General features: G+C 43.9%; 25 protein-coding genes. 12 read left to right on the top strand and 13 right to left on the bottom strand.

Translation table 11 applies throughout. The annotated features are described in order from the left end of the window. Positions 1–36: 36 nt before the first annotated feature. The 3 genes from GZ78_RS11365 to GZ78_RS11355 all read left to right on the top strand — a co-directional run bounded on the left by GZ78_RS11365 (position 37) and on the right by GZ78_RS11355 (position 2,428). Positions 37–858 carry a hypothetical protein gene (locus GZ78_RS11365; RefSeq protein WP_034835490.1) on the top strand — a complete coding sequence of 274 codons (822 nt, stop codon included), beginning with the start codon at positions 37–39 and terminating at the stop codon, positions 856–858. A gap of 25 nt (positions 859–883) precedes the next feature. Next, on the top strand, positions 884–1,186 hold the full coding sequence (locus GZ78_RS11360) for a capsular polysaccharide export protein, LipB/KpsS family (protein WP_236631533.1): 303 nt from the start codon (positions 884–886) through the stop codon (positions 1,184–1,186). A 234-nt stretch (positions 1,187–1,420) separates the two neighbouring features. Further along, positions 1,421–2,428 (top strand): glycosyltransferase family 2 protein, encoded by a 1,008-nt coding sequence (locus GZ78_RS11355; protein WP_034835487.1) that lies wholly within the window; start codon positions 1,421–1,423, stop codon positions 2,426–2,428. Between the two features lie 25 nt (positions 2,429–2,453). Here the strand turns inward: GZ78_RS11355 and GZ78_RS11350 are convergent, their stop codons facing one another. Beyond that, positions 2,454–2,963, bottom strand: coding sequence for a lipopolysaccharide kinase InaA family protein (locus tag GZ78_RS11350; RefSeq protein WP_236631532.1), 510 nt, complete (start codon positions 2,961–2,963; stop codon positions 2,454–2,456). Positions 2,964–3,480: 517 nt separating this feature from the next. On the opposite strand from GZ78_RS11350, the gene GZ78_RS11345 reads away from it, so the two are divergent. Genes GZ78_RS11345 through GZ78_RS11335 form a run of 3 tightly spaced genes read left to right on the top strand, consistent with a single transcriptional unit; the run spans position 3,481 to position 7,144 of the window. Further along, a complete protein-coding gene (locus GZ78_RS11345; RefSeq protein WP_034835483.1) occupies positions 3,481–5,067 on the top strand; it encodes an acyl-CoA ligase (AMP-forming), exosortase A system-associated in 1,587 nt (528 codons plus the stop codon). Next, entirely contained in the window at positions 5,064–6,290 is a 1,227-nt protein-coding gene (locus tag GZ78_RS11340) for a pyridoxal-dependent decarboxylase, exosortase A system-associated (protein WP_034835482.1), read from the top strand. Before GZ78_RS11345 ends, GZ78_RS11340 begins: the two co-directional genes overlap by 4 nt. Then, complete coding sequence (locus GZ78_RS11335) at positions 6,290–7,144, top strand: GNAT family protein (RefSeq protein ID WP_034835480.1); 855 nt, start codon at positions 6,290–6,292, stop codon at positions 7,142–7,144. Before GZ78_RS11340 ends, GZ78_RS11335 begins: the two co-directional genes overlap by 1 nt. Positions 7,145–7,171: 27 nt before the next feature. On the opposite strand, the gene GZ78_RS11330 is transcribed toward GZ78_RS11335, so the two are convergent. The 4 genes from GZ78_RS11330 to GZ78_RS11315 all read right to left on the bottom strand — a co-directional run bounded on the left by GZ78_RS11330 (position 7,172) and on the right by GZ78_RS11315 (position 10,752). Beyond that, the gene (locus GZ78_RS11330) at positions 7,172–7,411 is read right to left on the bottom strand and encodes an acyl carrier protein (protein ID WP_034836500.1); all 240 of its coding nucleotides are present in this window, start codon (positions 7,409–7,411) and stop codon (positions 7,172–7,174) included. Between the two features lie 161 nt (positions 7,412–7,572). Then, positions 7,573–8,439, bottom strand: a complete 867-nt coding sequence (rfbA, locus tag GZ78_RS11325; RefSeq protein ID WP_034835479.1) for a glucose-1-phosphate thymidylyltransferase RfbA — start codon at positions 8,437–8,439, stop codon at positions 7,573–7,575. Between the two features lies 1 nt (position 8,440). Further along, positions 8,441–9,508, bottom strand: a complete 1,068-nt coding sequence (rfbB, locus tag GZ78_RS11320; RefSeq protein ID WP_034835478.1) for a dTDP-glucose 4,6-dehydratase — start codon at positions 9,506–9,508, stop codon at positions 8,441–8,443. Then, a complete protein-coding gene (locus tag GZ78_RS11315) occupies positions 9,505–10,752 on the bottom strand; it encodes an O-antigen ligase family protein (protein ID WP_034835477.1) in 1,248 nt (415 codons plus the stop codon). The genes rfbB and GZ78_RS11315 overlap by 4 nt, the downstream gene beginning before the upstream one ends. A 222-nt stretch (positions 10,753–10,974) precedes the next feature. On the opposite strand from GZ78_RS11315, the gene GZ78_RS11310 reads away from it, so the two are divergent. From GZ78_RS11310 to GZ78_RS11290, 4 genes are all read left to right on the top strand, one after another. Continuing rightward, positions 10,975–11,826, top strand: coding sequence for a glycosyltransferase family 2 protein (locus GZ78_RS11310; RefSeq protein WP_034835476.1), 852 nt, complete (start codon positions 10,975–10,977; stop codon positions 11,824–11,826). A gap of 46 nt (positions 11,827–11,872) precedes the next feature. Continuing rightward, positions 11,873–13,000, top strand: a complete 1,128-nt coding sequence (locus tag GZ78_RS11305; RefSeq protein WP_034835471.1) for a glycosyltransferase — start codon at positions 11,873–11,875, stop codon at positions 12,998–13,000. 404 nt (positions 13,001–13,404) lie between these two features. After that, positions 13,405–13,971 (top strand): hypothetical protein, encoded by a 567-nt coding sequence (locus tag GZ78_RS11295; RefSeq protein ID WP_034835468.1) that lies wholly within the window; start codon positions 13,405–13,407, stop codon positions 13,969–13,971. Then, positions 13,943–14,200, top strand: coding sequence for a PIG-L family deacetylase (locus GZ78_RS11290; RefSeq protein WP_034835466.1), 258 nt, complete (start codon positions 13,943–13,945; stop codon positions 14,198–14,200). Before GZ78_RS11295 ends, GZ78_RS11290 begins: the two co-directional genes overlap by 29 nt. A gap of 223 nt (positions 14,201–14,423) precedes the next feature. On the opposite strand, the gene GZ78_RS11280 is transcribed toward GZ78_RS11290, so the two are convergent. From GZ78_RS11280 to waaF, 8 genes are read right to left on the bottom strand one after another with little or no spacing between them, the layout of a single operon-like run. Next, positions 14,424–15,359 (bottom strand): glycosyltransferase family 2 protein, encoded by a 936-nt coding sequence (locus GZ78_RS11280; RefSeq protein ID WP_034835464.1) that lies wholly within the window; start codon positions 15,357–15,359, stop codon positions 14,424–14,426. Next, a complete protein-coding gene (locus GZ78_RS11275) occupies positions 15,352–16,281 on the bottom strand; it encodes a lipopolysaccharide kinase InaA family protein (RefSeq protein ID WP_034835462.1) in 930 nt (309 codons plus the stop codon). The genes GZ78_RS11280 and GZ78_RS11275 overlap by 8 nt, the downstream gene beginning before the upstream one ends. A gap of 1 nt (position 16,282) precedes the next feature. Next, the gene (locus GZ78_RS11270) at positions 16,283–17,047 is read right to left on the bottom strand and encodes a lipopolysaccharide kinase InaA family protein (RefSeq protein ID WP_201772702.1); all 765 of its coding nucleotides are present in this window, start codon (positions 17,045–17,047) and stop codon (positions 16,283–16,285) included. Between the two features lie 15 nt (positions 17,048–17,062). Continuing rightward, positions 17,063–17,872 (bottom strand): lipopolysaccharide core heptose(I) kinase RfaP, encoded by an 810-nt coding sequence (gene rfaP / locus GZ78_RS11265; RefSeq protein WP_034835461.1) that lies wholly within the window; start codon positions 17,870–17,872, stop codon positions 17,063–17,065. Between the two features lie 33 nt (positions 17,873–17,905). Next, a complete protein-coding gene (locus tag GZ78_RS11260; RefSeq protein ID WP_051786068.1) occupies positions 17,906–18,619 on the bottom strand; it encodes a glycosyltransferase family 32 protein in 714 nt (237 codons plus the stop codon). A gap of 41 nt (positions 18,620–18,660) precedes the next feature. Continuing rightward, positions 18,661–19,803, bottom strand: a complete 1,143-nt coding sequence (locus tag GZ78_RS11255; protein ID WP_034835459.1) for a glycosyltransferase family 4 protein — start codon at positions 19,801–19,803, stop codon at positions 18,661–18,663. Next, the gene (gene waaC, locus GZ78_RS11250) at positions 19,800–20,801 is read right to left on the bottom strand and encodes a lipopolysaccharide heptosyltransferase I (RefSeq protein ID WP_236631531.1); all 1,002 of its coding nucleotides are present in this window, start codon (positions 20,799–20,801) and stop codon (positions 19,800–19,802) included. Before waaC ends, GZ78_RS11255 begins: the two co-directional genes overlap by 4 nt. Before the next feature lie 2 nt (positions 20,802–20,803). Further along, complete coding sequence (gene waaF, locus GZ78_RS11245) at positions 20,804–21,847, bottom strand: lipopolysaccharide heptosyltransferase II (RefSeq protein WP_034835456.1); 1,044 nt, start codon at positions 21,845–21,847, stop codon at positions 20,804–20,806. Between the two features lie 423 nt (positions 21,848–22,270). Here waaF and GZ78_RS11240 point away from each other — a divergent pair, with 423 nt between their 5' ends. Both GZ78_RS11240 and GZ78_RS11235 read left to right on the top strand, forming a co-directional pair. Continuing rightward, positions 22,271–23,590, top strand: coding sequence for an LVIVD repeat-containing protein (locus GZ78_RS11240; RefSeq protein WP_152558666.1), 1,320 nt, complete (start codon positions 22,271–22,273; stop codon positions 23,588–23,590). 56 nt (positions 23,591–23,646) lie between these two features. Further along, a complete protein-coding gene (locus GZ78_RS11235) occupies positions 23,647–24,129 on the top strand; it encodes a hypothetical protein (RefSeq protein WP_152558665.1) in 483 nt (160 codons plus the stop codon). Positions 24,130–24,157 lie beyond the last annotated feature (28 nt).

Below are 24,157 nucleotides of genomic sequence, written 5' to 3'. Positions count from 1 at the left end.
ATTCGCTATGTCTTTGAAGGCAATTGAGTAGTGATTATGAAGGTACTGCTTTATTCGACCAGCCATCGACTGGATGAGTATTATCAGTCAATTTCTGAAAATGTCTCCAGTAATCTTCAGTGTGAAGTATTTCGATTTGGACAGGGTCTTCCTGGGCCAGACTTCAAGTTCATTAAATTAGCATTACGTCTTGACCTTGGGGAAATAATTGACTTCAAGATTAAATATAAAAGCATCATGCGTGGAAAGGAGAAGATATCGAGAGTTAGAGCGGAAAAATACAAGTTTAATTGTTTTTTGAGTGCTCTGAGAATATTTAATTTGATTAATTCTGGCGGATACAGCCTGGTTGTAATTTGGAACGGCAGCCGGATGACACAAAGGTTGGTGTCGGAAGTGGCTAAATTGATGGGTGTATCTGTTGCCTATATGGAAAATGGTATTATCCCAAGAACAACAGTTGCAGACGGAAAAGGTGTTAACTTTAATAATTCAGTTCCAAGAGAAAGTGGTTTTTATAAAAGTAATTGTTTTGGTTTTAATATTGAAAGAGAAGAAGGGTTGTCTTTAAGAAATCAAATTGAGGGTGTTGAAAGAATTGGTTCTAGCAAGAAGCTGGAAGGTAAGTATGTCTTCTTTCCATTTCAGGTTGATAGTGATTCGCAAATTATTAATCACTCCAAGTGGGTGAAAAACATGAAGGATCTATTTGTTGTTGCCTTGAGGACTCATAAAATACTTGATGATAAAAGTATAAAATTCGTGTTTAAAGAGCACCCCTCAAGTCCATTCGAATATAAAGAGCTAGAAGACGATCAAACGGATAATTGTTTTTTTTTTAAACAACTTAAGCACTGAGTGGTTGATAAGGAAAGCTGAGGCAGTGGTGACAATTAATTCAACGGTTGGTATTGAAGCCCTTATTTATGGGAAAAAGGTTATTACGATAGGAGATGCTTTTTATAATATTGACGGTTTAGTTAATCATGCGGATTCAGAAGTTGAATTGGCATCGTTAGTAAATTGTTTGGATGAATGGGTTGTGAATGAGGAGTTAAGAAGGTCTTTTTTAGGCTATTTGGAAAATGTATATTCTATTCCTGGTCTGTGGACTAAGCCTAACTTAAAACACTTTAATAAGCTTGAAGAAAGATTGGTTGAAATACGAGAGGATGGTTTCTTGTAAATAGATCAATTTTAATTTACTTGTTAGAGTTAAGTAACCTTTTTTATATCATTAAAGGCTTCTCTGATGGTTAAAATGTACAGAGTTGGTGAAAATGGAAAAATACGATGCGTTTTAACAGAGAGCAACATTTTTCATGATTAGAAAGCAGCGGGTATGCATTATAATCAGCCTCTATATATGGATTTATAGCGTCTTTAAGGATAATTAAATGATAAAATTAATGGCATTTCTATGCAAAAAGTCGATGTAATTATTCCTGTGTACAATGCTTTGGATTTCACCAAGGCGTGTATTGAATCGTTGTATAAGCATGTGATTCATCATGTGAATAAAATTATCATTATGGACGACTGCTCAGGAGATGAAACCAGAAAGTATCTGGAGTCACTTATTAATCCTGAGATCATGCTGGTGAGGAATGAGGAAAATCTGGGTTATGGTGCCAATGTAAACAGAGGGTTCGAGTTTTCTGAAAAAGAGTTGGTGCTTGTCTTGAATTCGGATACATTAGCCCAAAATGATTTCCTTGGCCCACTCATTAAATCTATGGAGAATTTGTCAGGCCTTATGGCCTTGAATCCCATGTTTCCTTTCGATGTCGATAGTTTTAATAAATATGAAAATCACCACCATGTTGTAAAAACTTTCATGCTTTCAGGATATGCATTTTTAATCAGGAAGAATGCCTTTTTAAATGTTGGTGGTTTTAATTCTGTTTTTGGTAAAGGGTATTTTGAAGATGCAGCTTTAGGTCGTGAGCTTAATAAAGGGGGATGTTATACTGGTGTATGTATTAAGTCCGTTCTTCATCATGCAGGGTCAAAATCTTTTCCTACAGAGCAGAGAGTTAAACTGGAAGAGAGGAATGCCCCTATCTTCAGAAATATGTATCCAGAATCGACTAGAAAGATAATGTTTCTTACAAAAGATTTAAGTCTCTCGACTCATGGTATAACGGGCGAAAAGTGTTACGATATTTGTCTTAAAGGAGGAAGGGTTTCTTTCTTTTCAAACGATGAAAAGTCACTTATACCCAATAAACGATTTGAATATCGGCAGCTTCGTCTAAGTCGAATTATTAGCTTTCTCAACCGCTCTGTCATTCGTGGTAAAAAAAGGCCATATACTAAAACAACTGAGCTTTGGGTTGACGGAAGTCTGAGTAGGCTTTCCCTTAATGTTTTAATCGCTAAGATGGTATGTAGGCACTATAAAATACCTATAAAAGTGATCGGTTAAGACAAAAGCACTGGGTGGAATACCGCTATATATTCTGGTTTCCACCCCAAAGGTTTTGTTTTTTTACAAGATTTATGACTTCGATTGCGAGTTTCTTCTGATCTTTTTTATCAAATCGGTTATAGCTTTGGTTATAATGTTTGAAAAACAAGACTCGGTCTTTTGCTGTAAAATCTTTGAAAGATATTCTCTTTATCAGCTGTACCAGATTCTTTCTGACAAGTGAAAGGGGCACAATCTTATGATGGCTGTTTCGTTCAATATCAATCATGACAAAATGGGGGGGGGAACTGGGTTCCATTAGAATGTTTCCAGCACGTAAGTCGCCATGAACAATGCCTGCTTTATGCATTTGGCCAATATATTCACCGAAGGCTTTTATCCATTGCTGTCTCTTTGTCTCATTGTTGTCTGGCTTCTTGATCAGATAGTCTGAAGCAGCCCCATCAGGCCCTGAAGCAGTGATCAGATAGTGATGTTTATTCTGAAGAATGCCATAGGCTAAAATTTCTGGTACATCAAAGCCTGCATTCATAGCCACTTTTGCCTGTTCTACCCAGATTTCACATCGGCTACCCCTGAATTTTGATTTAATGACTTCCAGCTGACTTTTAGGGATAAATTCCTTGAAATAGCAAACAGGGTCACTTTTATATCGCGCCATTTTTGCCTGTTTGGAGCAACGGATCCATTCCCAATTCTCAGGAAGAATGTTTTTTTCAAGTTGGGATACATCGGGCTCAAAATTATGCTGCATAGAACGGCTGTTTTCTTTCAGGGTTTCGTGAGTCTGGAGGTAGTAGATGGCGAGGAATGATTAAAATTCAAACCATCTGATGGATCGACGATTAATCCAGTGTTCAGGTAAAATTGCAAGCGCTTTTTACTATGAGCAGGTAATGCTGGCAGAGCTCTAATATTGCTCCTGAAGGTCTATGTTTTCTTGAACATGACTGTTTCGGCAAGAATATGCATGTTGGTACTTTGTAGCTACATGGTGAAATGATGTTTGATACAATAGCGGGTCAGTATCGGTATTTACGGATTCCTGCATGAGCCAGCTGTTACACCATTTGCTGTTTGATCAGGCTGAGAAAAGACCTCTATCCCAGGCTCTGGGAGTGAAATCTCAGTGCTATGATTACGCTTCGGTTGCCCTACATGTGAAAAGTGTAGCGGCAGGCCTACAAAGCTTGGGCTTGTTACGGTCTGAGAGAGTAGCTGTTTATTTGCCAAAAACGGCTGAAGCTGTTTTCAGTTACTTTGGAGCAACGGCGGCTGGCGGTGTCATGGTTCCGGTTAACCCGGTTTTAAAGGCACCTCAGGTTCTCCATATTCTGACAGACTGCAAAGCCAAAATCCTGATTACTAATAAAGCTCGTTATAAGCAAGTGGAAGGCAGCCTGCAAGACTGCCCTGATCTATATCATGTCATTTTGGTGGATGGGCACTCAGAAGAAGAAAGAACCAGCCTGGTTACAAACTGGACAGATTTCCTTATGGAAGCGTCGCTTTGGGACGAGTCAGCGGCTATAGATATGGATATGGCAGCTATTCTCTACACCTCAGGCAGTACGGGTAAACCCAAAGGGGTAATACTGTCCCATCGAAATATGGTTGCAGGTGCTCATAGTGTTGCTGAGTATCTTGAGAACAACGAGCAAGACAAGCTTCTCTGTGTACTGCCATTCAGCTTTGACTACGGTTTCAGTCAGTTGACCACCGCTTTTGCCTCTGGTGCCAGTTGTTATCTGCTGGAATATCTCTTGCCCACTGATATTATCAAGCAGGTGGCTCAGCAAAAAATTACAGGTTTGGCTCTGGTTCCGCCTCTGTGGGTGCAACTCTCTGAAATGAATTGGCCTGAAGAAGCTGCTGCGTGCCTGAGGTATTTCACTAATTCGGGGGGAGCCATGCCAACGTCAACACTGACTGCTCTTCGAAATAAAATACCGGCAGCATCGCCTTATTTAATGTATGGCCTTACAGAAGCTTTTCGATCCAGCTATCTTCCACCAGAAGAGATTGATGCTCGTCCGAATTCCATGGGAAAAGCGATTCCTAATGCTGAGTTGTTGGTCATTAATGAGAATGGGCAGCCATGTAAGGCTCATGAACCGGGAGAGCTGGTTCATAGGGGAAGTCTGGTGGCCTTGGGTTACTGGAACGATATTGAACGAACAGCAGAGCGCTTCAAACCCGCACCTTTATCCATTCAGGAAATTCCAACATCAGAGCTGGCGGTTTGGTCAGGAGATATTGTGACCCAGGATGAAGAAGGGTATCTCTATTTTGTAGGGCGTAAGGATGACATGATCAAGACTTCGGGCTATCGAGTGAGTCCCAGTGAGCTTGAAGAATTATTGTACGCTTCTGGGCTGGTCTCAGAAGTAGTGGCTATTGGTGTCCCCCATCATCGTCTGGGTCAGGCAATTGTTCTGATTGTTGTGCCTGTCAATGATGAGCCGTTCGAAGAAAAAGTAGTTATCAAACATTTTCAGAAGTATATGCCGTCTTATATGGTGCCTTCCAGAGTCGTTACCCAAAATGCTCTAGCCAGAAATCCTAATGGTAAAATAGACCGAAAAGCACTGGCTTCAGAGTATGGAAATCTGTTTGTATCCGGAGAAAATGAATGAGCAAGGAGCATGATCGTCTAAAAAGAATTACAGTGAAAGACAATGTTCTGCAGGTGGCGGGACGTTCTGCTGGTCAATTGGTGACCATGGCCGGAGGCACACCCTGCTATATATACGACAGGAAATTTCTTACTAAGCGTGTAGAGACTCTCCGCTCAATGATGCCTTCTGAGTTGAAGCTGCATTACGCTATCAAAGCTAATCCTATGCCTGCTGTTGTTCAGCATATGGCTGCTCTTGTGGATGGCCTGGATGTAGCTTCACAGAAGGAGTTGATGGTTGCTATTGGTTCAGGTATTGATCCTGAAGCCATCAGTTTTGCCGGGCCTGCAAAAAGAGTCGAAGAACTTAAGTCCGCAGTTGCTGCCAATATAGTCATCAATGTTGAATCCTGTTTGGAGCTGGAAAGGCTGTATGAGCTCTCTGAGGAACTTGGAATTAAGCCAAGAGTGGCTTTTCGGGTTAACCCTGATTTTGAGCTTAAGTCTTCTGGAATGAAAATGGCCGGAGGCCCAAAGCAATTTGGTATTGATGCCGAGTTAATGCCTGAAGTTTTAGCTGGGTTGGATACAGGTAAAGTAGACTTTTATGGCTTTCATATTTTCTCTGGGTCTCAGAATCTCAAGCCAGAGGCTTTGATCGATGCACATGATAAAACATTTGAATTAGCCGAACGACTTTGCGAACTAGCCCCAGTCCCTGTACGGCATGTCAATATAGGAGGGGGGTTAGGTATTCCTTATTTCCCTGGTGAACAGAGCCTTGATGTTGCTGTTGTTGCTGAGCACCTTAAAGAACTGATGCTTGCCCGTACCGGATGTTTTAAGAATTCCGAGATAGTGATGGAGCTGGGGCGATATCTGGTTGGTGAGGCTGGCTACTATTTTTGTCAGATTACCGATAAAAAAGAGTCCCGGGGACAGACTTTTCTGATGACTGATGGAGGTCTGCATCATCACTTGTCAAATTCAGGTAATTTTGGCCAGGTGATTCGAAAGAACTATCCGGTATTGATCGCTAATCGGGTTGATAGCGAAGAAAAAGAACAGGTCGAGATTGTAGGGCCTTTATGTACACCACTGGATATTGTCGGGGCAAAGCTTGATCTACCTATTGCTGAAGTAGGCGATCTTGTCGTCGTATTCCAGTCGGGTGCTTACGGAGCAACAGCCAGCCCTCAGGGTTTTCTCAGCCACCCATACGTTAGGGAGCTGTTGGTGTAATGCCGGCTTCAGATTTACCAAAAGCCAAAGTGAGGGCGGCGGTTGCTGAAGACTTTGATCAAGTCTATCCATTGTTGCAGCAGCTGAATAACACACGCTTTACCAAAGCTATTTGGAAAAGGCTTTTTACCAATCTGTGGGAGCAAGAAAATGGGTCACCAGGCTATGTGCTCGACACAGGCGAAAAGATTGTGGGTTTTCTGGGTGGGATTTGTTCCGAAACAATGAGTGGGAACCAAAGTCAGGTTGTTTGTAATCTAACCGCCTGGATTGTTGAGGAAGAATATCGCAGTGCCTCAATGATGTTATTAATGCCTTTTTTACGTCAAAAAACAGTGGTGTTGACCAGTCTGACTTCTTCTCCAGAAGCCTACGCTGTTTATAAAAAGCTGGGCTTTAAAGATCTTGATACTGCGGCAAGAGTTATTTATCCATTCCCTGCTTTTATGAGTAATGTTGAGTTGATCACAGAACCCGAACAAGTTAGGAGCTTATTAAGTGAGCAGGAGCGTCAGAGTTTTGATGACCATGCTTCTCTGGACGTTTGGCAGTGTGTGATTAAGAAAGAAGATTGTATCTGTTATTTATTAGGCTTTCGTCGTCTAGGGCGAGGACATATACAAAGAGTAGGAGACATTGAGCTGTTCAGAGAGTCAATAGCTCAGGTTCGGTGGCGTCTCTGCAAAGAAATTGATGTTAAGAGCCTGCAGGTGGATGAGCGATTTCTTGAAGGTAAAAAGCTGTTACTTTCTCGTTTGAAGCACTTTCCTCAGCCTAAACAGTACAAAGGAAGCATTCCTGCCGAAAGGGTGAATGCCAGCTATTCAGAACTCGTAGTACTGGCAACACCCTGAAGGAGGATGTTCAGAATAACCGATAATTCAGGAAGTCTGGTTGATATAGTTCAGCAAGCTACCAACAGTCTCGAAGATAGTAGCATCAATATCATCATCGGCTACGCTGATGCCAAAAGACTCTTCCATTGCTGTAATCACTCCTACCACGGCCATAGAGTCAAACTCAGGAAGGTCACCCAAAAGTGGGGTCTCTTCATCAAAGGCTTGGGTATCTATTTCCAGCACTTCCGCCAGTATCGTTTTGAGTTCGTCAATCTTTGCCATGTATGTTTCCTGGTACTGTTGAACTGGAGCTTGGCCCATGAACAAGCTGTACAAATAAATCTGTCGCGCAACTTTATAGAGTTTCAGAGTTAGCATCAAGCCACGGATATTGGCATGCCAATCATGATCAGTGGATTAACATGCCTGATAAAAATAGACTTTCAGTCCAGTAGAGAAAGCAAGTATCGACCGTAACCACTTTTTAGAAGGCCAGTGGCCTGCTCTTGGAACTCTGAGTCGTTAATCCAGCCATTTCGCCACGCAATTTCTTCCAGGGCTGCAATCTTTAAGCCCTGACGTTTCTCAATGGTTTGTACAAAGTGGCTAGCTTCAAGAAGAGCGTCGTGGGTACCTGTGTCGAGCCAGGCCATACCTCTACCCATCACTTCGACTTTAAGCTTTTGTTGCTCCAGGTACATCTGGTTTACTGATGTTATTTCCAGTTCTCCTCGCTCAGAAGGGCGTACTTCTTTTGCAATATCAATGACTTGATTGTCATAGAAATACAGCCCTGTCACAGCGTACCGTGACTTTGGGTGAGCGGGCTTTTCCTGAATAGATATAGCGGTGCCTTCATCATCGAACTCAACAACACCATAGCGCTCTGGATCTTGAACAGGGTAGGCGAAGACAGTGGCGCAGTCATTGCTGCGCTGAACAGCCTGTTGCATCATACCTGCGAGCTTGTCACCAAAAAACAGGTTGTCCCCCAACACCAAAGCACAGGGATCGTTACCTAGAAATTCGGAACCAATAATAAAAGCTTGTGCCAGGCCGTCGGGAGATGGTTGCACAGCATACTGGATAGAGCATCCCCATTGCTTTCCATCGCCTAAAAGACGCTGGAATTGAATCTGATCTTCAGGTGTCGTGATGACAAGAATCTCTCTGATACCCGCCAGCATGAGCGTGCTGAGAGGGTAATAGATCATGGGCTTGTCATAAACAGGAGTTAACTGCTTGGATACAGCCTGAGTGACTGGGTAAAGGCGTGTACCAGACCCGCCTGCAAGGATAATCCCTTTCATACTATGGTGCGCTCCCTGTACCTAAACGTTGCCGCTGGTAGCTGCCAGATTGTAAAGCCTGACACCAAGGTTGGTTCTCCAGATACCAGATGACCGTCTTGCGAATACCGGATTCAAAGGTTTCTTCCGGAGTCCAGCCCAGCTCTCTGGCTATTTTGCTGGCATCAATCGCATAACGAACATCATGTCCCGGACGATCTTTTACAAATGTGATGAGTTCTGAATAGCTGCTGATACCATCTTTTTTTTCTGGATGAAGCTCGTCAAGTAAAGAGCAGATAGCCTCAACAACTTGAATGTTTTGACGCTCATTATGTCCGCCGATATTGTAGGTTTCGCCTACTTTTCCTTCTTCCAGAACTTTAAGAAGTGCACGAGCATGGTCGTCAACATGGAGCCAGTCTCTAACCTGTTGCCCCTCACCATACACAGGCAGAGGCTTTCCTTCCAAAGCATTGAGGATCACTAAAGGAATTAGCTTCTCTGGGAACTGGTAATGTCCATAATTATTCGAACAGTTAGTAATCAGTATCGGGAGTCCATAGGTTCTCTGCCAGGCCCGTACCAGGTGGTCAGAGGAGGCTTTGGAGGCTGAGTAGGGAGAGCTTGGTTCGTAGGGGGATTGCTCCGTAAAGAGACCTGTATCGCCTAAATCGCCGTACACCTCATCAGTAGAGATGTGGTGAAATCTGAAATGCTCTCTGGCCTCTTTTGATAGTCCGAGCCAGTATTTTCTGGCTGCTTCCAGCAGGGTGAATGTGCCTACAATATTCGTTTGAATAAAGTCTGCAGGGCCATCAATGGAGCGATCCACGTGAGACTCAGCAGCAAGGTGCATAATGGCGTCAGGCTGGTAATGGGCCAGCAGTTCTTCAATGGCTTGAGTCTGGCAGATATCAATCTGATGAAAGTTATGGCGAGGACTTTCAACGGTTTCAGCTAATGAATCAAGATTCCCTGCGTAGGTCAACTTGTCAACGTTGATCACTTGATGCTCGGTATGGCGAATGATATGCCTCACCAAGGCTGCACCAATAAATCCGGCTCCTCCGGTGATCATGATTTTCATTTGTTGAAGGCCTTTTTTTCAGTCGATGCAGTTTTAATATTTTGAGATACGCTGTATTCAGCCGTATGAACGCTCTTGTACCGGGTATTGTTGTCTGATCGGTATTTTGCTCCGACCACTAAACCAACAGGTAGCCAGAAAATCAGCCAGGCTTCATCTGGAATGATGATAAGGCGGGATATTTCCGTCAACATACAGGTCATTCCGTAAATGAGAAGAAAGAAGCTGATTTTTATCAGTGTGTTGTGCCAATGTTTTCTTATCAAGAACAAAGTGGAGCCAATGATGCCGGCAAATAAAGAAAAACCCAGAAGTCCGTAATTTAGGGCGGACTGTAGATAGTAATTGTGGGCATAGATAAAGTGAGTTCCTTGCCAAAGATTGGACATTTTATAGCCCAGCCCGTGACCAATCCATGGGCTATCAGAGATGTGCTTTAAGGTCGACAGCCAGATGGGAACTCGTCCGTTAAGGGTGGAATCTTTGTTGATTTCGAAAAAACTTTCCTGGAAAAGATACAGGCCAATGATGGCTGTAATCAGACCTAAACCCAGAAACAGCTTGGTTCGTTTGTTTCTAATGACGAGGCATGCAGCGAGAAATGCTACTGCTGTTGCCAGCTGTGGGCCTCTGGAACCCGTCATAAGAACATAAAGCAGTAGAGTGCATACACCTGTTATGGAAAGGATCAACTGCCATGGCTTAAGCAAAGTTGTACAGGTCCAGCTGAAGAGCAGGGCTGCAATAGCACCAAAGTAAATGCCTGCAGGTATAGGGTTGCCCATATCGCCAAACCGGGCGATCCCCATGCTGGATATTCTGTAGGATCGGTAGCTTAAACTGTGATCCTGAATTACGTATTGATTGATCAGGGCAACAGCTGCTCCCAGTACAGCAATAATGGCAGAGGCAACCAGTGTCTTTTCGAGCAAGCGCCCTTTTTGAGACAACCGGACCAGTGCGTAGAGGTACATAGATATGTACAGGCATTTTTTCAGCACATCTATCCAGGGTTTCTCAGATGGACTCCACCACCAGGATGCAAGAGCCGTAATAAGGAAGCCTGCAATACATATTTCTTGCCAATCCGGCCGCCAGTCTCTAAGACTTTTAATGTTAAGCAGAAAGCAAACCAGTGCAGGAAACAGTAACCAGGTGTAGGTTTGGCTGATATCAGCCCCACGGCCAAGCCAGTGAATACCAGATATCTGGATGAGAAGCCCTAGCGGGAGTATGAACCGCACCAGGTTATTGTCTATTCGAGAAGCAATCATTAGAGGGTGTTAATAATTAACCAAGCAAGAGAGTATAGTAGTCAGTGACAGGTAAAGTTTAAGTCTGCACCATATTCTAATGTGCAAAGGCTCTTCAGAAATTGTTTTGGCACAGCAGTGCGTGGCCTTTCTGTTAGAGGCAAGACTGTATGATACAATGATGATGCTTCGAAGTTCGAGTAAAACAGAAAAATGCCATCAGTATCTGTCATCATAGCGTCTTACAATCATGCTCAATACATAGCTCAATCGATTGAGAGTGTAGTCAGGCAAACTTTTCAGGATTTCGAGCTGATCGTGATTGATGATGGCTCAACGGATAACAGTGTTGAGGTTATTCAGGCTTTACAGAAAAAGCATAAGTTTCAGTTTATCGTGCAAGATAATATGGGGCTGGCTAAAACGCTCAATAAGGCGGTGAGTCTGGCATCCGGCGAGTTTATAGCTCCTTTCGGATCTGATGATATTATGATGCTGGATCGGCTCGAAAAACAGGCCAGCTATATGAAGTTGTCTCCTCAACTGGGTATCAGCGGAGGGAATATACTTTGCATAGATGGACAGAGTCAGCTTCATAAGGTGCAGAAAATCTACCCGGCACGAGTGTTAGGTTTTGATGATATTTATATGAATCGCGAAAAAGGAGTGCCTGCACCTACTCTAATGTTCAGGAAAAAGGTGTTGCTTGAAGCAGAGGGCTTCAATCCAGATATTCGTTTGGAAGATTTGTACATTGAGTTCAAGATCGCCTCTATGGGCTATCAGATAGGTATGCTCAATGATGTTCTCGCCTATTATCGTATACACGATACTAATACTTATAAGAATCTTGAGCTTATGCTTGATGCAGTGCTGGCTACTTATGACTGTTTTTCTGACCACCCGCAATATGAACAAATGAGGCAGCGAACTTTGCACAGTTATTTGTTAATGGCCGCAAAGTCAGATAAACAGCTTGCCAGAAAAATCCTCTCAATGATTCCCCTTAGTGCTTACTGTGGTAAAACCTTCAGGGGAATTTTTAAACTCTTGGTTGGGAGGTAATCCCTGGCTGGGTTAATCAGGTTATAGAGTCCGGAGGCCTATCACAGTGAGTGACAGGAAGCAGATTTTACAGCTTCAAAATAGTTATAACGTCATGTCCTCTGATCTGGCGGAACAAATCATTAAGGCACTGCCTGCCGACCAGTATGAAATTACAACCGCTTTTCTGAAAGGGAAGCCGGAAGATGGTCAGGCGGTCAGTGCTGCCGGGCGCTCCGTCTATTTCGACTTTAATAGCAAGCAATTAAAAGGTATTCGTCGCTGGTTTGCTATACGAAAACTGTTTCGTTTTTGTCGGGATAATCATTTTGACGGCATAATATGTCATCGATTTAAGCCCACTCATATCATGCTTAACCTGACTAAAAAGCTGGAAACCAAAGCTTTTATAAGTATTGCTCATGGGTTTGGTGATTACGATCGTTCCTATCGGCAAAAGCTGGTCAACAGGCTGATTGATGAACGTTGGTGCTTTGTCGGTGTCTCTAAGCCAGTCAAGAGTTATCTCATCAGCACGACTGGCAGCATGAATGAGCAAAACACTCTGGCGATCAATAATGCCATTGATATTGACCAGGCCGTTTCCATTCAATTGAGCAGGGAGCAGGCAAGGTCAGAGCTTGGGCTGCCTGAAGATCGCTTTATCTTTGGTACCATAGGACGGTTGGTAGAGATAAAAGGTCATGCTGTGATGATTGATGCGCTGTCTGACATTATCCGGCAATACCCTAACGCTGCAGTGGCTATTATTGGGTGGGGTGAAGAAGAGCAAAATCTTAGACAACAGATTGCTCGGCTTGGCTTGCAAGACAGTGTTTTTCTCTTGGGAAAAAGAGAAGAGGCCATTAAATATGTCAGAGCATTTGATGTATTTACTCTGCCTTCGTTCACGGAAGGCTTACCGCTTGCTCTCTTGGAAGGTATGTCTGGGGCTTTACCTGTCATTGGTTCTGATATTGATACTATCAAGCCTTATATCCAGGGTCTGGGGCAAATATGTAAAGTAGGTGACTCAAAGAGCCTGGCTGAGGCGATGGGGTATTATCTTTCCAGTCCAGCTGAAGCTCTGGAAGAGCAAGGTCAACAGCTATATGAGGCACTTTGTGAAAGGCATAATATTGCTGATTTCCGGGAAGCCTATCGTGACCTGATGGATAAGATGCTTATGCAGTAAAGCTCAGCTATAAACAATGCACCTAAATACTGGATAAATTAGAAGATGAAATCGTTATTCAGGGCTCTAAAACTGTTAAGTATTCTTACAGTCAGTGGTCACTATATTGGGCGCAGGAATTTATCTGTATCCCAGTTTGCTCTGGATCGTTTTTTTCTTCATTACGTATATTCTGCATGAGACGCTGTTTGCAGATCATATCTATTATCGCCGGTGCTGTGACTATAAGTGGAAAGTGAGTGATAAAGACTGTCAGAAAGCTATTTTTGATGGTCCTGTATTGCTGTTGCCTGAAACATTGAGATCTGAGGAGTTTAGTGTTTTTCTCAAGATTAAAGTCAGGGCAAGGCTTTCTGGAAAGCTCTTTGATCCAGCTCTCAGAATACTGTCAGTTGCACAGAGACATGTTCAATTTTTTTGAGCGTGGCTGTAAAGGTTACCGGTATATCAATTTAACCCCTGCTATAGAAATGCTTAAAGGTGAAGAAACATTAAGTCTGAGAGGAAGGCATTGTCATTTCACCAAAGAAGGGGCTGAACTAATTGCTTTTAAAAAGCCAGAATTAGCCGGAAAGAAAGTTCTTTACATCTCCCCTCATGCTGATGATGCTGAAATCGCTGCTTTTGGTCTTTACAAGAATACAGACAGTCTTGTGGTTACGATTACTGCGGGAGAAGCAGAGCCAGAAGCATTTGATCGTTATATTCGTGATAGAAAGCAGGCTTCTATTTTGAAAGGCAGAGTACGAGCCTGGGACAGTATTACGATCCCCCAGTGGGCAGGGCTAAAAAGTGACCGGGTGATTCAGCTTGGTTATTTTTGCGAGCACCTGAAGAAAATGCATGATAGCCCTGAGACGGTTGTGACTTCCGAGTATGCAGGGGTTGCAGATTCCAGAACTTCCAGGGAGTTTAACCACTTCAAATTAGCTTCAGACAGCCATGACTCAGCCAGTAGACGATCTGGCTGAAATCGTTGACCATTTTCGACCGGATTATGTGGTAACGCCTCATATCCATGTTGATGCTCATCAGGATCACCAATACAGTACTATGGCTGTCCGTGAGGCGATTATTAAGAGTGGGCATACTGATGTATTTGTTATGTTTTATGCTAACCATCTTTCAAATACCAATATGCATCCATTCGGCCTTCCGGATCACTTGTGTCTTTGCCCCCAGTCACAGGGGATACAGTGAAGCTCTCAGGTGTGTTCTCATACACCCTGAATGAAGCAGAACAAAAAGATAAGATTATGGCGCTTGAGATGAATCATGATCTTAGAAGGCCTGTTCGATTCAAGAAGTGGTTGAGAAAGCGTCTTCAAAAAGCTCTTATCAACCTGACTATGGGGAGGATGAGTTTTTTAGGAAGTCAGTTAGAGCTAATGAAATATTCTTTTATAAGCTTCTACACTAGGTGTTACTTGAATATATAATATATTACTGAACGGATGGCTTTTCTTAGGGACGACAAGTGTAGTAGGGCTGAAGGTGACAATTTAATTGCATTGCAATAGTAAGAGATGGATTCGTTATATCTGCCTGCTGCATATAGAGATCTAGATAGAGATAATAGGCGTAGTACAGTATAACTTGATTTGTACTTCATCATGTTCTCTGGAATCCTACCATTTGAAAATATTTCATCGACAAGCTCAAGTCCAATAGATAGATCTCTGTCTACATTATGTCTCATACTAGCTGAATGTTTGTGTATTTTAGCTATTGGCTTGTTAAGTGCTAGGCAATTAAAATTGGCTAGCACATAAGCAAACACAGGAATGTCCTCAACACATCGAAAGTGTTCCGGGTACTCGTATTGATCAAATACACGACGATGCATCATTGATGCTCCGTGAGAAACGGGAATCTCATCTTTAATCAAGTACTTCTTAAATCTTTCTTCTGGGTCTAGTGGTAAAGGGAGCCTAGGTCGGTATCGCTGTATTCCTTCTGGTGTTACTGAAATGTGTGCACCGATGATAACATCAGTATTTTTGTGTTCTTTGATAAATGTCTCGAGATTTTTTAGCGCATTTTCTGCTAGCTCATCATCTGCATCTAGAAATATAAGATATTCACCAGAAGTTTCCTTTATACCCAAATTTCTGACAGCAGACTGACCTTTATTGCATTGATTAATGACTCGAAATGTATCAGTTAATTTTTTTTGTAATCCCTTTAGAGTCTCAGTAGTGTTATCTTTAGAACCATCATTGATTACTAGTAGCTCAAATTTGTTTGAGTTTTGATTTAATACGGATCGAATAGCTCTTTCAAGTGTGTGTGCATAGTTATAAGCCGGAATAATTATACTGAAAAGAGGCTTCTCACTAGGTTTTTTTCTCTCATGCATAATCACGAAGCTCTTTATCTAGTCTTGAAAATAGTAATTTTATTTCAGGCTCTTCGTTCCAGTTTCGCTGAAAACGTTCCAAGTCTTTAGAACGTTTTTTGGAAAAATGGCTAACTGATTGAAAAGATTGTAATGAGTCAAGGTCAATCAAGTAAGCATGATGATTTTGGATAATGAAATTATGGGCTTTCAGGTCGCCATGAATGATCATTGAACGCTTTAGTGTATAAAGAATATCACTGATTTCTTTTGCAGCCTCTTTCCATTCTGGTTGGGGATTTGCCCCTTCTGCAAAGTATTTCATGGCATGAATACTGTCTATGTACTCATGGATTACATAACTGGTTTGCTTAAAGGGCCCCCAGCGTTTTTCCAGCAAAGCTACCGGTCGTGCCGTAGGAATTCCAATACTTTCCAATAGCTGAGCAGCATGCCAGGTCACTGCTGCTCGTGACGGAATCAGGCTACGGGTCAGGCTATAAAGAAAGCCTTTGGGGTTGTACCTTTTGATGAAATACTGCTTTTGACCGGATGAAATAATAGCAACAGTCGTTGCTTTTCCTGACTTTATAATCTTGCCTTGCTGAATGAAGGTGTCTGGATGATTGATGATATTTGAAAGCTCCGGGCACTCATCTCTCTGGTCAGTAATGACCAGCTGGTCCCAGCTTTTTTGGCAGGTAAACCCCCGTCTAGGCTTCAGACAGTCTTCCAGCTTTAGCTCTTGCTGCTTACGAACACGCTGTACTGCATTGAGCAGTTCAGGTGGCGCCTGATTCTCTTCAAGCAGGCGATCAAACTTTGGCATAAGTCTGGCAAAGCTATTGGGTGATTCTTTGTCAGAAAGAGCCTGATGAATGAAGGCGGATCTGTCTTGATGGGTGTTCAGTGTTTGCCATTTTTGAAGGAATGCGTCAGGCATATTATTCTCTGCCTTCAAAAAAGTTCAGAATCTTCCGGATACGCACCTTGTCACTTGGCTTCAACTGGCCACCGCAATAGAGTAAATAAAACTTCAGACGCTGAGTGCGTGAGAGGTGTTGTTTACCCATCTTATCAAGACAAGCGAGGTCTTTAATAATGCCCCGTTCAATAAAAAAAGGCAGAACTTTCTGTCCGGCAGGGCAATCAATGAAGCAGATCTCCGGGTTTTTTTCCTGGGTGACCAGGATATTGCGCCATTTCAAGTCGGTATGAATAAAGCTCTGACTGTGCATGGTTTTGACCGCTGGAGCCAGTTGTTCAATGACCTTTGCTATCCAGTTTCTGTCTTTCAGCCAGGGGATACTGTCCCTGACCATTTGGCGAAGATCCAGAGTGTTTGGCGCTTCTTCTGTGACCAAGGCACCACGAGTCATGATGCCCCACTGAATATCTTGCCCAAACGCGACCACTTTTGCCGCTGGAATACCGTTTTCATGGAAAAACAGCATGCTTTCCCATTCTCCCCGAATACGACTTCTGCCAATGTACCGGCGAAGGTTTTTGCCTCCTCCGGTATATCGCTTTAGATAGTATCCTTTACCATCGATCTGGGTGCGGCTCATGGAACTGATGATATCCCGGGTAATCTCTACCCCCTCCATGGCAAAGGTGCTTTCTAATGTAGAGACAGCTTTACCGACAGGGGTATTCTTATAGGACTCTATCAGCGTCCAACTGGACGACATCAAAAAAGGTATTTGCATGTTTATTTTTGAGGCTTAATAGCCGCCTTGTCCCGCTTTGCGTTCCATTCGTTGGTACAGTTTTACTGCTTTTCTTTCAATTTGTTCGAGTATGGTGTTGTGCTTTTTTAATGTGTCTCTAAGAGGCAGCCCGGTATAGGCTTTTAGAAAACGAAAAATATCATTCCGTGTGATGCCGTAATCCATGGCTGAAAAATACAGGCCCGAAAGGTCCTTTAATCGCCAACGGTCGGGTATCTCATCCCGGATTTGAGCGCGATGAAGGTCGATCAAATAGAATTTCAGGCATTCTGGGTCAGGGGTGTCAGTGTTGGGCATCATGAAGTGACAGAGATAGTAATCACGATGATTGATGCCATGGTCATGGAGTTTTTTGCTGATTTCAGCCAACTTCAAAGTGATGGCTTGCTTCAATCGAAAAGAGGGCGGATGGTTCTTCCATTGCTCACAAAAATCTTCCAGAGTCACCATATCCGCAAGCTCCTCTGTCACCAGAAAAGAGCGCAAAGTGGCAGGGTTATTACCGGTTTCTCCGTAAGCCACGGGCGTCATGGTATCAATGCCAACCTCATGGAGTTTGTTCAGAGCTTCCCATTCATGCCGGGCACCCAGAACGGGTTTACGCAGGTGCAGAAAGTTTTCCAGAATTTCATACCAGCCCACGCCACCATGAACTTTGGCAAAGTAGCCTTTACCGTTCAGTTCAAATCGAAAAGTGCGTCGAGCTTCAAGGGCTCTGTAGACCTCGCCATCCATTGTTTCCAACAGTGTTTGCGGGTCTTTACCCTGCCAGGCTTTTTTAAAATCATCTCTAAGGTAAAGCATAAGGCTTGGAATTCAGTATCCGGGGAAAAGTCATCAGCGGGATTTGAAGGAATTGTCGAACCAGTCAGAAAGCTTTCTCTTTTTTTTGAAAAACTTTTCTTTGAGGGACCTTGTACTTGAAGGGAGTACCCAGGAACCTGCTTCATGATGGATGGTGTAACAATGCTCAGTCTCATAAGGACTGCTCTGATCCGGGTACATTAACGCCCTGTTGAGCAGTTTTATCCCGTCAATCTTCTGGGTCGTAGCCCTGTTAAGCCCTTTTGCCTGTAATAATCGGGTCAGTAACTTAGGGCCAGTTAGGTGGTCCTTTCGGAGGACTCGTTTGGCGAGCCCTATATCATACTGATCCATAAAAATTTTGATGAAAGGATCTTGTTTTTTTGCAGCAATCACTGCAGTTCCTACGTAGCACCTGCGATGGGTTTCGTCGGATTCAAATCCAAACAGACAGCTGGTATCGTCTTGCAGTTCGTGTTCAAAATTCTGTTTAACTTCAATATCTGTATCGAAATAGATACCACCGTGATGGTAGAGAGCATAAAGGCGGACGTAATCAGCAAGAAAGGCCCATTGGCAGTTTTTTAGCATGCTTTCAAGATATGGATGACCTCTGGGAATGTTGTCTTCATTCCAATGGATGACTTCATAATCAGGAAAGGCAGTCTGCCACTCTTTAATAAAGGCTTGTTCTTGTTTTGGGAGGGGCCCGCCAAACCAGCAGTAATGAATCTTTTTAGTGTGCATACTCACACATTTTGACTCCTATTGTCTTTAGGTTGGAAGGTTCATAGAAAAGAAGCATGGTCAGATTTTTGTTGAGCTTGTTCAATAATGATATCGGTAGCACGTTCTGGCATGCTGTACAGATCTTCTTGATGACTGAATGCGATGGCGTTATTTTGCCATGCTTGCCAAGTCTTCGAAGTAAGCATTGTGGACAAAGACTGATTAAGAGCCTCTTGTGCAAAAGGGCTTTGTACTACAGTTCCAGAATTGGCGTCATTGATATAGTGCGCATAGCCACAAACATCGGTAGTTAGTACAGGTAATCCTGCTACCAGAGCTTCAAGAAGGACGGTGCCGGTATTTTCGTTATAAGCAGGATGAATCAGCAAGTCGGCACCTAACAGGAAGCGGGGAACATCGTCGCGACCGGCAAAAAAATGCAACTGATTTTGAATACCTGCCTGCCTGGCCAGGGAGGCAAAGGGTTTTTGTTTGTCCTGACCGATTACAAAGAACCGGGTTTTTTGTTTCAAAGAGCTCGGTAGTGAGGCGACAGCCTTGATAGCCCGGTCTAAACCTTTGGTTCTGAATCCAGAGCCTACCATCAAGATCAGTTTATCCTCATTCGTGAGTCCAAACTCTTTTCTGAAATCCATTCTTATTGCTTCAGCATTATCAGGTCGGCATCTATCTCTTGAGATGCCGGGGGGAAGCAAATGAATGCGTTCGTCAGGGGTGTGGTAATACTGCTGGAAAACAGGCTTTTGCAAGGCTGATATCAGGAGGGAGACAGTATGGCTTTGTTGAGAGAATACGGCTTCTTCAAATGCTTTGTAATAACGAAAGCGTGATGTCAGTCGGTATAACCAGCCTTTCGATTGAGCTTTATCTAGATAACAGGTATCTGCCGCATAATAGATATCCAGTCCTGGCAGTTTATTAAATCCTACCAGGGCTACTTTTGGCTGATTCTTTAAAGTACTGCTGATTTGTTGTTGAAAATTCAGCATCCGGACATGATTTGAGTTGCCACTTACTTCCAGAAAGCGGATATCAAAGCCATCAGGCTGATCACCCTGCCAGCTGGTAGTGAAAACGAGGATATTGTGTCCTCTTTTCTGGCATTCGAGCGCAATTCTTAAAAAGTCCCTTTGTAACCCACCAAAAGGGAAGTATTTATACAGGGCAAAAGCCAGAGTCATGAGGATCCCTCCTGAAGAATATTCTCCAGGTAAGACCAGACATAATCCGGTGTCATAGGAGTGAAGATTTCAGGGTCTGCTTTCGGAAGCTGGCTCTTAGGACATTGGTTGACGGTCAAGTGAACCTGAGATTTTCCATAGGCACCCACAAGATCTGGATTAGTAGGCCCGTAAAGAGAAACGGCAGGTGTTTCCAGAGCTGCTGTCAAATGGCCTAATCCTGTATCTACTGCAACAACCGCTTTGGCATTGGCTATGACACCAGCAATACCTGCCAGACTGAGTCTGGGTAACACTTCGATGCTGTTTGAACTTTTAGCGATACAGTTTGCGCGCTCTTTCTCTTTTTCACTGCCCCATGGAATGACAATATGAAGCCCTGCCGCTTCCGCTTTTTGGGCAAGTTGACACCAGTAGGCCTCTGGCCAGTGCTTCGTAGGCCAAGTAGTGCCGTGGATAAACATGATATAGGGTTTGTTGTTTACCATGTCATTATCAAATCTGGATTTGTCGAGCAGAAATTGTCCAGGTTGCTCTGGCAGCTCATAGTTTAAAGCTTGAGCAAACAGTTGTCGGACACGTTCTACTGCATGTTGTCCCCAAGGAACTGTTTTTGGGTGATCGTAGAGCTTTGCTGAGACAGGCTCACGGGCAGAGTTTCTATCCAGCCCGTATTTTGGACCTTTTGCCATGCGGGTAATCAGAGCGCTTTTCAGCAAGCCCTGAGCATCAATGACTGCATCATATTCTCGGGCCTTAAGGTCTTTTCGAAATCTGCGCCATTCTCCTGATCGCACTGTATTCAGGATCGATTTTCGCCACCGACGTACGGCTACTGGTATGACTTTATCAACGGCAGGGTGCCAGCGGGGGATTTCTGCAAATCCTTCTTCTACTACCCAGTCAAAACGAATGCCCGGGATAGCTGCAGCTGCATCGGTGAGGGCGGGAAGAGTATGAATAACATCTCCCATAGAAGTAGTCTTAACAATAAGCACTCTCAACCCTGAATCTCCAGAGTCTGTTCACCAGACAAACGTTCCAGGGCATCCAACACCATTTCCGGTCCCAGCTTTTTCATGCAGTTAAGGTGTTCCAGTGGGCATTCACGTTTGAAACAAGGGCTGCAATCCAGTCCCAGCCAGAGAGTTTCACTGTTGTCATTCATGGGAGGAGTATGAGCAGCAGTGGTTGAGCCATAAACAGCAACTAATGGTCGGGAAAGCGCTGCGGCAATATGCATAAGACCAGAATCATTTGAAACCACCGCGCTGGCCTGAGACATCAGGTCAACGGCATCGGCCAGAGTGGTTTGCCCCGCGAGATTAAAGCAGCGTTCCTGCAAGTTCCTGGGTAGATATCCCATGATTTCATTTGTTACAGGCTGATCTTTTTCTGAACCGAATAGCCATATTTGCCAGCCCTTCTGGATCATTGTCAAAGCCACTTCACCGTAATAACCGGCTGGCCACTGTTTTGAAGGGCCGAATTCAGCACCAGGACAAAGAGCAAGGATGGGTAAATCTTTAGAAAGTTGATAGCGATGTAATGCATTGACAACATTATCGCTTTCTACATTCAGTGATGGCTTTGGGAGAGGTGATGGTAAGGGGGATTTATCCGGGTAAGCCAGAGCAATAAAGCGCTCAACCATCAGAGGGTATTGTGCTTTATCTAAAACTCTCAGGTCATTGAGCAGCCCGTATCTCATTTCTCCCCGCCAACCGGTTCTTACGGGAATTCCGGCAAGGAAAGGAATCAGGGCTGACTTCAATGAGTTAGGCAGAAGAATGGCTCTATCATAACCTTCAGCTTTAAGGTTTTTGGCTATTTTACTGCGCACACCAAGATTCAGACTGCCGTGTCCTACAGGCATATCTATCCCGCTACGAACTTCAGGCATCCGCTCAATAATAGGGCGGCTCCATGCCGGGGCCAGAACATCAATGATGGCATCCGGATGTTGTCGTTTCAGGGCAATGAACAAGGTCTGGGCCATCACCATATCCCCCACCCAGGAGGGACCGACAATCAAGTACTTCACGTTGCAGCAGTTCCTGTTTCCAGCCACTTTTTGAGGGTGGCTGCTTAAAATTTTGGCACGCTACCGCCCTCAGTGAGAGCAAGCTGTCACCGATTGCAGAGTTATGTTGTTTGGAAAGCGTTCAGTTTTAAACACTTGGCTATAACTTACTCAAAGCGTTATGGGCCAAGCCTTTCCATACAGTAGGTATGGTGAAGATTATACGCCAATGCCGTATCGCCACAATCTACCTACTGATCTCTGAGGGGTTGTACATGTAATGATGCTTGGAGTCCAGCGAAATGGACACCCTGCTGGATTGACGTCGACAAAAATTGTTGAAGTTATATTGGTACTAGTGTGCTTCTTTCTTTCCGATCACCCACTTTCAAGACGCTATACTAAGCTGGCCATTTTTCTCTTCCCTAGCTGGAGGCAACTGATGTGAATATCTCACTGAACTGCCAAACGGTTTTCCTCAAGTTTCATTATTTATTCAAGGTATTAAAGCATCATGGGGTGTTCCGAATATGGGGGTTGATGACGCTCACCCTTGGGCTGGTTGTGAGTAGTCATCAAAGCTATGCCCGGAATGTCGATGTCAAAGTCCTGAAAATTATTCAGGATCAGGACAATACCAACTATGTGACGCGGGCAAAAAGCTATTCTGATCATCCCAATCTGCTCTTTACCACTTCAAGAGGCAGTGATGAATTGGGTAATCATGGTCGTTTAAGTATCTTTGACCTCTCCAAGCCTGAAGAGCCCAAGCGCCTCTCCAGCTGGAAGCCAGAGTCTCTGGATAATGTTGAGTTACCAACAGCAGGTACACCTTTGGCCATAACGGTCGGCAACTCAACAAATAGCCAGTTTGTGGCCTGGCCTTACCTGAAGAACGTCATGGAAGGGCAGGATAAATATAAAGATATATTGATCGTCCTTTCTATTTATACGGGAACAGTGCATCTTCTGGATGTTTCAGATCCGGCCAAGCCGGTTGAAAAGGGCAACCTTAGTATTGGCGGGTTTATCTCCATTCCTTTTATGCAGCTACTGCATGTCAAAGTTTATGTCACGGATGATAAACAGTATGCATTGGTGACTTCGCCACAAAGGCACAGCCTTATTGCCATTGATATTACTGATCCAGAACATCCGGACAAAATCGCTGAAGTCGATCTGGGCTTTAGTCCCTTGCCTGACGGCGAGGGTGCAGAGGGGATTTATATTCATGATCACTATGCCTATTGTGGCGCATTCCACGGCTCAAAACTGGTTGTGGTCGATCTGAGTCAGATTGGGCATAAGCAGTTAAAAGTAGTTAAGAGTCTGGATGACAAGGATTATGATCAAATGGTATCGATGATCGAACCCCGTGATGAATATAATAACCTGCTCTATTCCGCTGGCTGGGGAAGTCCCGGTGGTTTGCTGGTGTTTGATCTGGCAGAACCTGCTAATCCTGTCGAAATAGCGCGGGTGGTCAAGCCTGAGTTGAGCAAGGCGAATCGGGTCAAGTTATGGAATAACTTTGCCTTCCTCCCACAAGAAGCGGTACCTGGCACTTTAGGCATAGTGGATGTGACTGACCCTAAAAAGCCTGAATTGATCAAAGTTATCCCCAAGATTGCTGACGACCATGGGCAGGTGATCAATCACCCTTATGCCATGATGATCAAAAGCCATGATGATAAGTCTGCTTATGCGTACATTTTCGGGGCTACAGACTCAAACATGGCTATTCTTCAGTTGACCGCTGATTAATCCAGCATCGTGTTTTCAATTAATCCCATCAAGCTTACCCATGAGTGGAGGCTGCTATGTTGTTGAGCATCTTAAAAAGAACTTCTGTCTGTGCATTGGTGGCTGCAAGCTGGGCCCAGACGAATGCTGATCCCGGAAATGCCAGCAGTGAGCCCTTTCAGGGCAAGTGGGATGGAACCTATGAGTCGCTGCAGTCGACAGAGGACCTGGGTCATCTTGATTGCCACTGTAAGATTGATATGGACATTGGTACCACGAAAGATGATCCCAATAATGTTGAAATAACACTCTCTGATCCTACCGAGAAAAGTAATGTTCCCAAGAAGGTTCAAGCCTGCAAGGATTTGCTGCCTTCATGCGATGGTCACTCTTTTTCAAATACGATGACCTTGAGCCGGGATGGCACCAAGTTCAAGGTATCAATATCAGACCACCACTCGGATGACAGTAATGTTGTGCTGACCTTCCAGTTCCAGGGGTCGCAGCTGTATGGAACCAACGACGTTGATTCATACGTATTCTTGAAAGAAGAAAAATGAAGTGAGTGCCCCAATGACACTTCGAGAG

Origin of the sequence: Endozoicomonas numazuensis, from assembly GCF_000722635.1 — a bacterium.
GTDB lineage: Bacteria > Pseudomonadota > Gammaproteobacteria > Pseudomonadales > Endozoicomonadaceae > Endozoicomonas_A > Endozoicomonas_A numazuensis.
Note: the sequence above shows the minus strand (reverse complement) of the source record. Positions and strands in the feature narration are given on the sequence as shown.